The sequence below is a fragment of the Acinetobacter sp. T63 genome (assembly GCF_053852345.1).
Map to the genome: position 1 here is coordinate 309,612 of NZ_CM132659.1, position 14,389 is coordinate 324,000.

Consider the following 14,389-nt stretch of genomic DNA (forward strand, 5'->3'; position numbering starts at 1 on the left):
GCTATGCTTAAGTGGATTATTCTGGCCATCTTTGTCATTTCAGCGTTTTATATCCAGCAACGCGGCAAAGTTCGGCATTCGTTTTATCGTCAGTTCTTTGACCATTCGACCCTGTTCGCCCCGATTAATTTTCTGATGTACCGTTTTTCACGCGTACCGAATCAGCCCTACATCGACACCCAGCATTTTCAGGATTTAAAAGTGCTGGATGAACATTGGGAGATGATTCGCGATGAGGCCAAAGCGCTGTATGAACAAGGCGGCATCAAGGCCTCCAGCAAATATGATGATCTGGGGTTTAACTCTTTCTTTAAAACCGGCTGGAAACGCTTTTACCTGAAATGGTATGACACCGCGCATCCTTCTGCGGCCGAGCTGTGCCCGAAAACCACGGCTTTATTAAAAACCTTGCCAAGTATCAAAGCGGCAATGTTTACCGAACTGGCACCGGACAGCCGCCTGGTCCGGCATCGCGATCCTTATGCCGGTTCGCTGCGTTATCATTTGGGCCTAATGACCCCGAATGATGAGCGCTGTTTTATTGATGTCGATGGCCAGCGCTATTCATGGCGTGATGGTGAAAGTGTGGTATTTGATGAAACCTATATTCACTATGCTGAAAATGGCACTACGCAAAACCGGATTATTTTCTTTGCCGATGTCGAGCGGCCGTTAACTACCCGTTGGATGCAAAAGTTTAATCACTGGTTTGGTAAAAAGGTGATGACGGCGGCCAGCTCGCCCAATGAAGTCGGGGACCGCACTGGCGGCCTGAATAAAGTCTTTGCCTATGTTTATCAGATCCGGATTCAAGCCAAGGCCCTGAAAGCCAGAAACCGGACCCTATATTACATTTTAAAATGGGTGCTGATGTTGGGGCTATTCTTCCTGATTTTTATCCGGCCTTATCTGTTTTAAGATGACATTCTGATCTTTTGCACTCCAACCAAAACGCCCACATGGGCGTTTTTTTTCTGCACGGCCGAATACAGCAGCCCCCATAAATTTTGTGTAAGATACAGACAGTAAAGGGGAAAATAATGCAGAAATTTCGTTCCAAAATTGACTGGTGGGTGCTGGCCTTTCTGATCTGTATGACCGGGCTGCTGGTACAATTGTTACTGACCATGCAGGCCAAAGGCACCATGCAAGCGTATCCGGTGCATACCGCGGTGTATCTGCTGACCATTGTGGTGATCTGGTGGCCGGTGTGGAATACCCGCTATCGTGTGAGCGAAGACTGCCTGACCATCCGCTGCCTGTTTTTAAGCTGGCGCATCCCATTGGCGCAGATTCAAAAAGTATCACCGACCAATAACTCGGTGGCATCTCCGGCCATGTCCTTAAAACGCTTAAAGATTGACTATCAGCAAGATGGCGTGAACAAGTTTGTGCTGGTGTCGCCGCGGCATCCGGAGCAATTCTGCGCCGCGATTAAACAGCCTTTATCGTCCTGATTCAGTGCTGGTCGCTGGGTCCGGCTGAATCAACAGCTGCTGATCCTGACAGTCCAGACACAGACTAAGCTGCTCTGGATGACTGAGGAAATACAGCGCCAGAATCGGTTCCAGTTCGGTGCGCATGCGGCGGCCCAAATGCCGGGCGCCATAGCGAATATCATGTCCCTGATAAAAGTAGGCTTTGGCGGCATCGGTCAGCTGCACCTGACGTTTCTGATGCTGCAGGCGTTTGTTCAGTTTTTCCAGTTCAATCTCGACCAGTTGCGGCAGGGCATTTTCCTGGACCGGCGCATAATGCAGGGTCCGGTCAATCCGGTTGAGAAATTCCGGATCAAAACGGCGCTGCATCACCTTTTCAATAATCTGTCTGGCCGGCAGACGTTTTAGACAGAGGTCCTGCATTTTTTTCGGGAACAGATTCAGCTTGTCCAGATATTGCTGCGCAGCTTGAGCACCGACATTACTGGTCATGAAAATCATGCAATTGCGAAAGTCGATGGTTTTGGTGCCAGAAGTCAGGGTCAGTTTGCCGGTGTCCAGCACATTCATTAGCCCGCGCAGTACTTCAGTCGAGGCTTTTTCCAGTTCATCAAACAGCACAATGCCGGGGCGGGTGTGACTGCCTGCAATCGCAGTTTCATCAAACAGGCTATGGCCTTCTTTGGAGCCAACATAGCCCGGCGGTGCACCGGTGAGTGCTGCTGCATAATGTTCCTGTGCCAGCGTGTTCATATCAATCCGGCAAAAAGCATCCGGGCGGCCATAAATCGCTTCACTGATCAGCCGGACAGTTTCAGTTTTACCGACGCCAGTTGGCCCCAGCATTAGCGTCACCGACAGCGGACGTTCCGGGCTGGAAAAATCTGCCTTGACCACATGCAGCATTTTTTCAATTTCATTTAAGGCTGTGTCCTGTCCAATAATCCGGGTTCTGAGCAGCTGCATCACTTCACGCGGTTCAAAATGAAAGCGCGGTTTGCCAATCAGGCGGTCTTTTTCCGATGCCGCATGTGTTGAGGTGGCCGGCTGAATAATATGCATGGCAGAGTGGGCGGTGTGCATAAACTGAATCCTGAGCGGGACAAGCTGTTCAGCATAGCAAAATTTGCCTGTGGCACTAAGACTTTGTAGCAATCATGTCATTTCTGCCGGCATGCTTGCGCGGCAATGCTTGAAAATAGCAGAATCACCATCACATCATGCTAGAGCAGACGAGATCGATAAATAGGCTGAATGTGAACGAAAACGCACGCGAACATATTGTCAAAATTCTGGCCAATATGACCACCTTACCCGGTATTTACCGCATGCTGGGTAAAGATGGGGAACTGTTATATGTGGGCAAGGCCAAGAATCTTAAAAATCGCGTGTCCAGCTATTTCGTAAAAACCATCGAACATCCGAAAACCCAGGCGCTGGTGGCGCGGATTTATGATATTGAAACGCTGGTGGTGCGTTCGGAAACCGAAGCCTTGCTGCTGGAACAGAACCTGATCAAGCTGCATCGGCCACCGTATAACATCATGCTGCGCGATGACAAATCTTATGTCTATATTTTTGTCTCCAGCGACAAGCCTTATCCGCGGATTGCCAGTGGCCGTGGCAAAGGCAAGCATCAGGTCGGTAAATTTTTTGGGCCTTATCCAAGTGCCTACAACGCCCGTGATACTTTAATCGTGCTGCAAAAGTTGTTTAATGTGCGCCAGTGCGAAAACAGCTATTTTTCCCAGCGCAAACGTCCCTGCTTGCAATACCAGATCAAACGCTGTTCGGCGCCCTGTGTCGGGCTGATTTCACCGGAAGCCTACCAGGAAGATGTGCAGAACTCGATCCGCTTTTTACAGGGCGATACCCGTGAACTGAATCAGGAACTGATTGCCAAAATGGAAGCCGCGGCGGAAGCACTGGAGTTTGAAAAAGCGGTGTTTTATCGGGACCGGATGGCCTTGCTGCGCGATGTACAGGCACAGCAGGCGATTTATAAGGTCAAAGGTGAAGCCGATATTCTGGCGATTGCTTATCAGGCCGGGGTGACCTGTGTGCAGATTATGCATGTGCGCAATGGCAAGATGCTGGGCGGGAAAAGCTATTTTCCGGATATGCTCGGAGATGATCAGAAGCAGATGCTGTCTGACTTTATTGCCAATTTCTATTTTCAGGTCGCCGATGAAGTACCGGCCGAGCTGATTGTGAATGTGGAACTGCCAGATGTCAAAGAGCTGGAGCAGGCGCTACAGCAGCAGTTTCAGCAGAAAGTCCAGATCAAGCACAAAGTCCGCGAAACCCGGGCCGAATGGCAAGAACTGGCACAAATGAACGTGCAACACGCGATTAAAGGCAAGCTGGCCAATCACTTCGAGCTGAATGAGCGTTTTCATCAGCTGGAGCAGGTGGTGGGGCGTCCTATTGACCGGATTGAATGTTTTGATATTTCCCACACCATGGGCGAAGCGACCGTGGCGTCTTGTGTGGTGTTTGATTCGGGCGGTGCGCGCAAACGCGATTATCGCCAGTTTTCCATCAATGACATTACCGAAGGCGATGACTATGCCGCAATGCGTCAGGCCCTGACCCGACGTTATAAAAAAGCCATGCTGCCGGATTTGCTGCTGATTGATGGCGGTAAAGGCCAGCTGCATATGGCGATGGAAGTGATGCAGGAACTGGGACTGGAAGCCTTTATGGTCGGCGTGTCCAAAGGCGAGGGGCGTAAACCTGGACTGGAAACCTTGCATTTTATCGATGGCAGCAAAATCCAGCTGCCGGAAGATCATAAAGCTCTGCATCTGATTCAGCAGGTACGGGATGAAGCGCACCGTTTTGCCATTACCCGGCATCGGGCCAAACGTGATAAAAAACGTGGCAGTTCGGTGCTGGAATTGATTCCCGGCCTGGGACCAAAACGCCGCCGTGATTTGCTGACCCATTTTGGCGGGATTCAGGGCGTGCTAAAAGCCTCGGAAAAAGACCTGATGCTGGTACCGGGACTGGGGCAGGTCATGGCGCGGACCATCTATAAAATTCTGCACGAATAAGTCCGGCATATTTGACCTATTGGCAAAAATAGTCACTGGCCAGTATACGATTGACCATTCACATCCACACTGAAAAGCTGCAAGATGAAGCGCACTCAATAAAAAGGAAAATATATGTCGCTGCGTTCTGTATTTGCCGCAATCGAGCAGGATGAATGGATTCAGATTCCAACAGGCTGGTTACAGGGCCGAACCATCTATGGCGGACTGGTGGCCGGACTGATGATGCAGAAAGCCCTTTCGGTGATTGCCGACCCGGATAAACGTCTGCTCAGTGCATCGGTGACCTTTGTCGGGCCGGTGCGGGAAGACTGGGCCAGAATCAGTGCAGAAATTTTGCGACAGGGCAAGTCGGTGACCACGCTGGAAGTGCGCTTATGGCAGGATGATGCGGTACAAAGCATCTTGCTGGCCAGCTTTGGCGCGGCGCGTGAGTCCACTATTCAGGTACAGCAGGAACCGGTGGCGCCGGATTATCCTGCACCAGCGCAGCTTAACTATTTACCGGTGCATCAGCTGATGCCGGAATGTTATCAGCAGTTTGAGGTGTGCTGGGCCGAAGGTGATTATCCGTGTACCGGCAGCCAGCAGTCCGATTTTGGCGGCTGGTGCCGCTATACGCCAGAAAAACATGCCAACCGCGACTTTACTGTGGCCGATCTGGTCACACTGATGGACATTTGGCCACCGGGTGTACTGCCTTTATTTAAAACCTTGTCACCGGCCAGTTCGCTGACCTGGCATATCACTTATGTGCATCCGATCCGCCACCAAGTGCATGATTGGTTTAAATATAAAGTGATTACCGAGCATGCGGCAGATGGCTATTCTACTGAAACGGCGCATCTTTGGGATGCTGAAAACCGGCTGATTGCCATTTCGCGGCAAACCGTAACGGTCTTTGCCTAGTGACACTTTCTGCCATTTCGTATAAAGTGAAGCCTATTAACGATGGATAAACCCTCAAAAAATATGTGCATTTAGCTCGTGCATAACGGGGAAGCATTGGCGGTGTCTATGACAACAGGTCGAATCCTGAACATTCCAAATATTTTAACTTTAGCGCGTATAGCCTTAATTCCCGTATTTTTATTGGTGGCCTACTGGCCGCCTGCCATGGGAATCCATGATCATGATGCAGGGATGACCCGGCATCTGATTCTGACCGCTATTTTTGTGATTGCTGCCGTCACTGACTGGTTTGATGGCTATCTGGCACGAACCTTAAACCAGACCTCAGCCTTTGGCCGTTTCCTGGATCCGGTGGCGGATAAACTGATGGTGGCAGCCGCCCTGATTGTCTTGGTGCAATGGCAGCCGACCATTTCCATGGCCTTTGCCGCGATTGTAATTATTTCACGTGAAATTACCGTGTCGGCCTTGCGTGAATGGATGGCAGAACTTGGCGCGCGTACCAGCGTGGCGGTCTCTACCGTCGGGAAATATAAAACTGCATTTCAGATGATTGCGATTTCCGTGTTCTTGCTGAACTGGGAGCCACTGGAATTGCTTGGTTATGCCTTACTCTATACTGCGGTGGTGCTGACTTTGTGGTCGATGTTTATTTATTTAAAAGCCGCCTGGCCGTATTTAAAACAGCCTTAAGGCAAAAAAGCTCCTGTACAGGAGCTTTTTTTATGGATTAAAAAATACAGAATCATTCCTTCATCTTTAACCGGATTGCGGTTTAACTATGGGTTTCTTCTTCTGCGTCATCTTCAAAGGTTCGGGCAATCTTTTCAATATTCAGGCTTTTGGCCATCGCATCAAAAATTTCTTTATAGACACCGTCCTGATGGTACAGCGTGTCATGTTCGCCGTGTTCGGCAATCGCGCCTTCTTTCATGACATAGGTGTAATCGGCATCAATAATCTGCGACAGACTGTGTGAGATAATCACCACGGTACGGCCCTGTTTAATTTCATCCAGACTCTGCTTGATCTGCTCGGTGGCAATGGCATCCAGACTGGCGGTTGGTTCATCCAGAAAAATAATCGGTGGATTTTTCAGGAACATCCGCGCCAGTGCAATCCGCTGCTGCTGACCGCCCGAGAGCATCAGGGCATCACTGTCATAGCCTTGCGGGAGCTGCAAAATCTGCTCATGAATCGAGGCTTTCTGGGCGGCCTGTATCACTTCTTCCTGAGAAGCATCGGTTTTGCCATAGCGGATATTGTCAAAAATACTGCCCTGGAAAATATGGTTTTTTTGCAGCACCAGCCCGATATGGTCACGCAGGTATTGGGTGTCGATGTCTTTTAAATCCACTCCATCTAACTGAATGCTGCCCTGCTGTGGTTCATAGAATTTATCCAGCAGGCTGATCAGGGTCGATTTCCCTGCACCGGACAGGCCGACCAGTGCGGTAATCTTGTTGGGCTGAATGCACATCTCGATATTTTTTAAGGCATGATGCCCGTTCGGATAATAAAACTCGACCCCGCTTAAATTGAATTGCCCGCGAATTACCGGTTTTTGTGCACCGCTGGCTTCAATTTCATCATCGGCCTCCAGAATCTGGAAAAAGCTTTCCGAGTAGATCATGGCATCATTCACTTCATCATAAATCCGGTGCAGTGAACGGATAGGTGCCGACACGTTATTAAACAGCAACACGTGATACATGATCATGCCGATACTCATCTGGCCATCCAGCACAAAATAGGCAGTCAGGATAATAATCAGCACAATTCCGATCTGTTCAATAAAGGTTTTCAGGCCATCAAACAGGAAGCTGGTCTGCCGGGTATGCATCTGGTTGTCGGTCAGTTCCTTTTGCAGTTTTAGCTGTTTGTCCGATTCGATATGTTCCCGGTTAAAGGATTTGATCACGGTAATCGAGTTGATAATACTCAGAATACCCTGGCTTTTCCGTTCGCGGCCATCACGTAAATTGCGGCGCCAGCTGCCAAGTTTCTGGGCCTGTTTATAGGTCAGCCAGAAGTAAATGGGCACAATGGCCGAGGCCACCAGTCCGACATAGAAATTGGCCCAGTACATCAGCCCTAAGGCAATAATCGCGCTGGTAAATAACGGTAAAATATCAATAAAAAAGATTTGTACCAGCCGGGTGAGGGAGCCAATGCCGCGATCAATCCGGGTTTGCAGCTTGCCGGCCTGATTGTTGTCCTGATTAAAAAACGCCAGCCGGTAGGTCAGGAACTTTTCAATAATGCCTTGGGCCAAATCCTGCGACACAAAAATCCGCAGTTTTTCACCATAAAATTTCTGCCCGAATTGGACAAAGGCATTAATGATTTCCTTGCCCAGTAAAATGGCGCTAATGGTTATCAGAATCTGCCAGCCTTCAGCCAGCCCCTGACCGGCTTCTACCAGCCGGTTAATGCTGTCGACGGCATATTGCAGGGTCAGGGCATTGACCTGTGCGGTCAGAGAACCAATTAAAGTCAGAATCAGCGTGGCAATCACCAGCAGCCGATACGGCCGCACAAAGGGCTTGAGCTTCTGAAAGAGCTGCCATAAGTTCATAAGCAATTATTTTTTATTCTAAAACCTGTTTTTCAGTCTATGTCGATTTGGCGTGGCTCACAAGCACAGAGAATGTTTTGATTTGTGAAGCCGTTTTGGGTTTAAACTGAAGTTCCGCTTCGCAGGAAAACGCCACAATGAATCTGGAACTGTTTCCGCCCGAGCCGCGGCAGAATCTGTTGCCCTATGAGGGGATCGTGCAGGATTATGGGCTGATTCTGTCCGCTGAGGACAGTCACGCTTACTTGCAGCAATGTTTACAGCAGCTGGCCTGGCAAGCCGATGAAGTCACCTTATTTGGCAAACATTATGTCACCGCGCGGAAAATTGCCTGGTATGGTGATGAGTATTATCAGTATCGTTATTCGGGCAGTTTGAAGCAGGCGCAGCGTTGGCATCCGGCTTTGTGGCAGTTAAAACAGCAGATTGAACAGATCGTGGGACATCCATTTAATTCCTGTTTAGCCAATTTATATGCAGATGGCAGTCAGGGACTGGGCTGGCACAGTGATGATGAACCGAGTCTGGTCGCATCTCCGGGTGCAGAAACGGTGATTGCTTCTTTAAGTCTGGGTGCAACCCGTAAATTTAGCTTTAAGCACAAACACAGCGCAGCAAAAGTCGAGCTGCTGCTACAGAGTGGTCAATTAATTGTGATGCGTGGGCAGACCCAGCGCTACTGGAAGCACAGCCTGCCCAAATCCAGCCGTGTGGTGACGCCGCGAATCAATTTAACCTTTCGCTATTTTTATCCACTCTAATGCTGGTTGTGATCCAAAGGCCGGGCAGGGCAGAGATTTATCTCACCACGCTGATCTTAACAGCTGTATTTTGATAAAGATCAATCTAGGTATGTGGATTCAGACTTTCAACTTTCTGTTCAATCAGCGCGGCATTTTCCTGCAAAATGGCAATCAGCTTTTCGACATTGACAAATTCAAAGCGGTTTTTGGAGGCCAGTAAGGTCAGGGTGAATGGTGCTGTTTTATTGGAGAGTCTGATCGGCACCGACAAGCCGGCCAGTTGCGGTTCCAGTTCACCACTAGAATAGTAATAGCCCTGTTTTTTGATCTTTTTCATTTTGCTGATGAACTCGGCTTCATCCTGGGCAAAACCGGACTGACGGAACTGCACGGCAAAACGCTGATAATAATTCAGCATTTTCTGTTTTGGTAAATGCGCCAGCATGATTTTCGGTGACGAACCCATATACACCGGACGTGGGCAGCCGCGGCCATAGGACAGCAGATTCATATGCTGGAATACTTCATCATGCAGGTCGATACAGGCATCCTGATTCAGATAGGTCAGTACGCAGCAAAATTCGGTACGCTGCACAATATCCTGCATAAACGGAATGCTGATTTGCACCAGTGGATCGGTGGTGCGGGAAATATAATCCAGCACTGCAATTTTCGAGCCGAGGGTGTAATCGCCCGAAGTCCCACTTAAACGCTGCAATAATTCGGCCGAAACCAGTTCTTTTAAATAGCGGTAGCTGGTCGGTTTGGACAGGCCCAGTTCTTCACTGATCATATCGACATTAATCACCGGACGTGACACTGAAAATAAATTCAGAACCATCAAAATTTTGCCAAAACTCGATATTGCCATCAGTGATTACTCTACAACGTGAAAAAAGATCAATGAAAAAATCCGGTACTGACTATCATAACAGACCGGATTGAGCTGAAAACCAAGAGAAAGGGGATTTGGACGTCAACAGCGAGATTTTAAGGCTGGACGCCTTGCGGATAACGATACCAGCTTTCAATGAACAGGGCGGCCGCAATACTGTCGGCGGCAATTTTTTTACCGCGTCCCTGAGCCTGATAATGATCCAGTTCATCACGGGCTTCACGCGTGGTCAAACGCTCGTCCACCATCAGGGTTTCGATATTGGTCTGATGACGTAAACGTCGGGCAAACTTGCGCGCCCGGGTCGACAGCTCTGACTCGCTATCATCCATGTTCAGTGGCAAGCCAACCAGAAATAAATTTGGCTGATACTGTTTCACCAGTTTCAGCAGTTCATCCCAGTTTGGAATACCATCTTTCATGGGAAACAGGGCCAGCGGCGTGGCGCTTTCAATCAGGGATTGACCTACCGCCATGCCCATTTTCTGGGTGCCAAAATCGAAGGCCATAATCATGTGTGCAGCAGACTCAGGCATGGCCAATCTCTGAAGCAAGCCAGGTGCGGTCAATTCCAATTTTCCGGTAGGCGGCATCCCAACGGTCGCTATAGGGCAGATTAAAAATCAGATCCATATCTGAATCGCAGATCAGCCAGTCACCACGCGAAATTTCTTCTTCCAGCTGGTTTTTACTCCAGCTGGCATAGCCGAGGGCAATCTGGTAACGGCCTACGCCTTCGTTATGGGCAATAGCATCCAGAATATCTTTGGAAGTGGTAATACAGACATTTTCACCAACCGCAATGGATGAATGCCAAGTTGGCTGGCCAGTATGCAGCACAAATCCGGCTTCCGGACGCAGCGGCCCGCCTTGCAATACTTCATGTGGATGGACATGATCGGCTTCAATATCCAGATCATTCAGTAACTCTTTAATTTGAATCCCTGCCGGACGATTGAGAATAATGCCTTGCGCCCCGTCTTCATCATGACGCGCCAAATAAATGACAGTATTCGCAAAAAAGTCATCATTTATCTCGGGTGGCGCAATAAGACAGCGATGTGTCAGATATTGTTTGGTCACCTAAGCCTTTCTCCTAAAATGTATGTTCTGATATAGATATAGGTCTTAATCATCACGTTACAAGAGGATTGCTATTTCACCAAACATTTTTTGTGGTTTTTCAGTGATTTTATGCGCCAGATTGAAACTTGAGCTGACGCAACTGCTTGGCATGCTGCAAGGTGGTTTCGTTAATTTCGACGCCACCGGTCATCCGCGCCAGTTCCAGAATCCGCTCTTCTTCTTGCAGCATTAAAATAGTACTGCTGGCCGGATCGGTCTGCTGTTTTTTCACCAGCAGGTGCTGGTCGGATTGAGCCGCAACCTGCGCTTGATGGGTAATACACAGAATTTGTACATGCTGTCCCAGACCGGCCAGTAAACGCCCCACAATTTCTGCAGTACCACCACTAATCCCGACATCAATTTCGTCAAACACCAGCACTTCTGCTTCGGTTTTTTCAGCATTCATGACCTGCATCACCAGCGCAATACGCGACAGTTCACCGCCCGAAGCGACACGCGCCAGTGGTTGTGCTGGAATGCCTTTATTGGCCGTAAACAGCAGCTGGATAAAGCTTAAGCCTTCACTCGATGGCTGCTCTAAAGGCTCAAATTTAAATTCAAAATGTGCTTCTGGTAAGGCCAGCTGTTTCACCTGTTCGGTCAGCTGTTTGGCCAAAGGTCCGGCAGCTTCACGTCGAATCTGGTCTAAATGTTCGGCCTTGGCCAAAAAGTCCTGATAGGACACTTCGACCTGTTCGGCCAAGGTTTCCGGATCTTCCAGCTGATGCAGCTGTTCCAGCTCGGCCTGCCAGTTGTCATATTCGGTTTTCAATAATTCTGGCTGGGTACGATATTTACGGGCCAGACGATGGAAAATTTCCAGTTTGGAATTCAGTTCTTCCATCCGCTCCGGATCGAAACTCTGCCGGTCAATAAAATGACGCAAACTGGCGGTGGCATCTTCAATTTCACTTTGCGCATTCAGCAGGGAAGTATAAATTTCTGACAGCTGTTCACTACGGCCGGCATGGCTTTCCAGACGCCGTAAAATCGAGGACAGTTCCTGGCTCAGGTTTGGCTCTGCTTCATCCAGCCCGTTCAGGCTATAGGCACAATCCTGCATAATCGCTTCATGATGGCTTAAGCGATCAAATTCCTGTTCAATATCGGCATAATCGACCTGGACCACTTCTTCTAATTCTTCCAGCTGCAATTCCAGTGTGTCGATGCGCTGTTTACGCGTCGCCTGGGCATCCAAAGCCGCCTGATGCTGGCGAATATCTTTTTGCCACTGGCTATAGGCATCGCGTACGGCTTGGGCCGGCGCATAAAAATTGCTATAACGATCCAGCCAGTGTTTTGGATAAGGCGGTTCTAACAGCTGCTGCTGGCTGTGCTGGCTATACAGCTGCACCAGCAAACGGCCAATTTCTTTGAGCTCAGACAGACTGCTCGGACGGCCGTTAATCCAGGCCTTGCTGCGTCCGGTGGCGAAAATTACCCGGCGTAAATGAATTTCGCCCGATTCATCATCCAGTTCCTGCTGTTTTAGCCACTCAGCTTCTGGACTGCCGTCATGATAACTGAAGGTGGCAGTGACATCGGCTTTGTCTGCGCCATAACGGACATAATTGGTGTCGGTGCGTTCGCCCAGACAGGCCGAAAGCGCATCCAGTAATAATGATTTTCCGGCACCTGTTTCCCCGGTCAGGACGTTAAAACCAGATTCAATATCAATGGCTAAACGGTCGGCTAAGGCAAAATTGATCAGGGTTAAATGTGTCAGCATAAACGCATCCAGGCTGCGAAAAGTTTGAGTTGAAGAATGTCAGGTTGGGCAGTGCAAAGCATTGCCCTTTATTTTAAGCAACTGAAAAAACACAATCATTCTAGCTTAATTTTTGCAGAAAAATAAAACTTCTCGGTACAGAATATTCAGCGGCATGCTGTGAGCAGAGGTTCTACATCCACCATGTAGATCAAGTCGCTACTGTTGCAATCGAAAGATCAGCTGTTATCTTCATCTGAAACAGAAAACTGTGTCCAGTTTCATGTGCTTGCAATACAGCGCCGGCAGAATGTTGCATAACTTTATCTGATAATCATCAAAATTTTTTGTGATTATCAGACAAGCTGAAAACGAGCAGAAAAGTGCTCACTATATTTAGAGATTCAGATGAAAATCAGTCAGATGCATAACCCGAATTGAACCAGTTCGGCGCAGGATTTGTCAGGCTGAAAATACAGATGGTCGGAGAGTGCAATGGGGGCGTTGAACTTTAGTTCATCTGCGATTAAAAGGTATTTGTACTTGCCTGAAAGTTGATTTAGACTCTCGCAAAAATGAGGTGAATTTATTCGCGTGCCAGGCAAAATGACTTGCCTGAAACGACAGGAAATAGAGTGATTTACCTTAGATGAAGATTGATTGATTAGTTCAGTAGGCAGCATTACACTACCTCAATCATAAAATATAAAAACGCGTTAGCTGGAGAATACGCATGTCAGCTCAGTTTGATCATGTATCAGTGGTAAAAAAATCCAATGTTTATTTTGGCGGGCTCTGCATTAGTCATACGGTGCAATTTGAAGATGGCACCAAAAAGACGCTGGGTGTGATTTTACCGACTGAACAAGCCTTAACTTTCGAAACGCATGTTCCTGAACGGATGGAAATTATTTCAGGTGAATGTCGTGTGCAAATCGCCGATAGTGAAGAAAGTGAGCTTTTCCGCGCTGGTCAGTCTTTTTATGTACCGGGCAACAGCCGTTTTAAGATTGAAACTGATGATGTACTGGACTACGTTTGTCATTTAGAAGGCTAAGCATTTTTAGCCCAAATCGGTTAAACTAGGCCGACACAGAAATCCTGTAAAGTTTCCTTTGCAGGATTTTTCTTTTGGATTTACAGCACAGCGTTGAGGTCATTCATGGCAAAACCAGAATATTATTATGGCGTTCATTCGGTAGAGTCATTGTTAGAACTTGAACCGGAGCGTGTATTAACCCTGTTTACCCTCAAAGGTCGTGATGACCAGCGTTTACAGCGTATTCTGGAACTGGCAGAGCCGTTTGGTATTAGCGTACAAAAAGCCAGTCGTGACAGCCTGGAAAAACTGGCCGGTTTGCCATTTCATCAGGGCGTGGTGGCTGCGGTGCGTCCGCATCCAACCTTAAATGAAAAAGATTTGGAACAGCTGTTGCAGCAGTCCAATCAGCCACTGTTACTGGCTCTGGATCAGGTCACCGATCCGCATAATCTGGGCGCCTGTATCCGTACGGCAGCAGCCATGGGTGTAGAAGCGGTGATTGTACCGCGTGACCGTTCAGCCAGCCTGACCCCAACGGCGCGTAAAGTGGCTGCTGGTGGCGCCGAGAAAGTTAAATTTATTCAGGTTACCAATCTGGCCCGTACTTTGGGGCAAATCAAAGAGCAGTTTAATGTGCGCGTGGTCGGCACCATGCTGGATGAAAAAGCCTTGCCGATCCAGAAGTTTGACTTCACCGGTACGGCGGTGTGTGTGGTGATGGGAGCCGAAGATACCGGTTTGCGCCCAATCACCCAGTCGCAGTGCGATCAAACCGTATATATCCCGATGATGGGCAATCTGCAAAGCCTGAATGTTAGTGTGGCCACTGGTATGGCGCTGTATGAAGCCTGCCGTCAGCGTCAACCGGCTTAAGCGCTCTTTCCACCT

14 protein-coding genes are annotated in these 14,389 nt (G+C 48.6%); 8 read left to right on the forward strand and 6 right to left on the reverse strand.

Features of this window, described 5'->3' with window-relative positions:
• Positions 1-3 precede the first annotated feature (3 nt).
• Complete coding sequence (gene lpxO, locus ACVLR6_RS01450) at positions 4-918, forward strand: lipid A hydroxylase LpxO (RefSeq protein ID WP_075167599.1); 915 nt, start codon at positions 4-6, stop codon at positions 916-918.
• 122 nt (positions 919-1,040) lie between these two features.
• Positions 1,041-1,457, forward strand: coding sequence for a PH domain-containing protein (locus ACVLR6_RS01455; protein ID WP_005181729.1), 417 nt, complete (start codon positions 1,041-1,043; stop codon positions 1,455-1,457).
• On the opposite strand, the gene ACVLR6_RS01460 is transcribed toward ACVLR6_RS01455, so the two are convergent.
• Positions 1,446-2,522 carry an AAA family ATPase gene (locus ACVLR6_RS01460; RefSeq protein ID WP_005181730.1) on the reverse strand — a complete coding sequence of 359 codons (1,077 nt, stop codon included), beginning with the start codon at positions 2,520-2,522 and terminating at the stop codon, positions 1,446-1,448. The genes ACVLR6_RS01455 and ACVLR6_RS01460 overlap by 12 nt on opposite strands.
• 173 nt (positions 2,523-2,695) lie before the next feature.
• On the opposite strand from ACVLR6_RS01460, the gene uvrC reads away from it, so the two are divergent.
• From uvrC to pgsA, 3 genes are all read left to right on the forward strand, one after another.
• On the forward strand, positions 2,696-4,495 hold the full coding sequence (gene uvrC / locus ACVLR6_RS01465) for an excinuclease ABC subunit UvrC (protein WP_455995704.1): 1,800 nt from the start codon (positions 2,696-2,698) through the stop codon (positions 4,493-4,495).
• A 114-nt stretch (positions 4,496-4,609) separates the two neighbouring features.
• Entirely contained in the window at positions 4,610-5,404 is a 795-nt protein-coding gene (locus ACVLR6_RS01470; RefSeq protein WP_455995707.1) for a thioesterase family protein, read from the forward strand.
• Positions 5,405-5,512: 108 nt separating this feature from the next.
• The gene (pgsA, locus tag ACVLR6_RS01475) at positions 5,513-6,100 is read left to right on the forward strand and encodes a CDP-diacylglycerol--glycerol-3-phosphate 3-phosphatidyltransferase (protein ID WP_034598126.1); all 588 of its coding nucleotides are present in this window, start codon (positions 5,513-5,515) and stop codon (positions 6,098-6,100) included.
• Between the two features lie 82 nt (positions 6,101-6,182).
• Here the strand turns inward: pgsA and ACVLR6_RS01480 are convergent, their stop codons facing one another.
• Positions 6,183-7,985, reverse strand: coding sequence for an ABC transporter ATP-binding protein (locus ACVLR6_RS01480; RefSeq protein ID WP_005181751.1), 1,803 nt, complete (start codon positions 7,983-7,985; stop codon positions 6,183-6,185).
• 137 nt (positions 7,986-8,122) lie between these two features.
• Here ACVLR6_RS01480 and ACVLR6_RS01485 point away from each other — a divergent pair, with 137 nt between their 5' ends.
• Complete coding sequence (locus ACVLR6_RS01485) at positions 8,123-8,746, forward strand: alpha-ketoglutarate-dependent dioxygenase AlkB family protein (RefSeq protein ID WP_016659661.1); 624 nt, start codon at positions 8,123-8,125, stop codon at positions 8,744-8,746.
• An 85-nt stretch (positions 8,747-8,831) separates the two neighbouring features.
• Here ACVLR6_RS01485 and ACVLR6_RS01490 read toward each other — a convergent pair whose 3' ends face one another.
• From ACVLR6_RS01490 to recN, 4 genes are all read right to left on the reverse strand, one after another.
• Positions 8,832-9,599 carry an IclR family transcriptional regulator gene (locus ACVLR6_RS01490; protein ID WP_016659660.1) on the reverse strand — a complete coding sequence of 256 codons (768 nt, stop codon included), beginning with the start codon at positions 9,597-9,599 and terminating at the stop codon, positions 8,832-8,834.
• A gap of 119 nt (positions 9,600-9,718) precedes the next feature.
• A complete protein-coding gene (gene ruvX, locus ACVLR6_RS01495; RefSeq protein WP_005181760.1) occupies positions 9,719-10,159 on the reverse strand; it encodes a Holliday junction resolvase RuvX in 441 nt (146 codons plus the stop codon).
• Complete coding sequence (locus ACVLR6_RS01500) at positions 10,152-10,706, reverse strand: YqgE/AlgH family protein (protein ID WP_005181761.1); 555 nt, start codon at positions 10,704-10,706, stop codon at positions 10,152-10,154. Before ACVLR6_RS01500 ends, ruvX begins: the two co-directional genes overlap by 8 nt.
• A 109-nt stretch (positions 10,707-10,815) precedes the next feature.
• Complete coding sequence (recN, locus tag ACVLR6_RS01505) at positions 10,816-12,480, reverse strand: DNA repair protein RecN (RefSeq protein WP_104989178.1); 1,665 nt, start codon at positions 12,478-12,480, stop codon at positions 10,816-10,818.
• A 712-nt stretch (positions 12,481-13,192) separates the two neighbouring features.
• Here recN and ppnP point away from each other — a divergent pair.
• Complete coding sequence (ppnP, locus tag ACVLR6_RS01510) at positions 13,193-13,516, forward strand: pyrimidine/purine nucleoside phosphorylase (protein WP_005181767.1); 324 nt, start codon at positions 13,193-13,195, stop codon at positions 13,514-13,516.
• A 105-nt stretch (positions 13,517-13,621) separates the two neighbouring features.
• Positions 13,622-14,374, forward strand: coding sequence for a 23S rRNA (guanosine(2251)-2'-O)-methyltransferase RlmB (rlmB, locus tag ACVLR6_RS01515; RefSeq protein WP_005181769.1), 753 nt, complete (start codon positions 13,622-13,624; stop codon positions 14,372-14,374).
• Positions 14,375-14,389 lie beyond the last annotated feature (15 nt).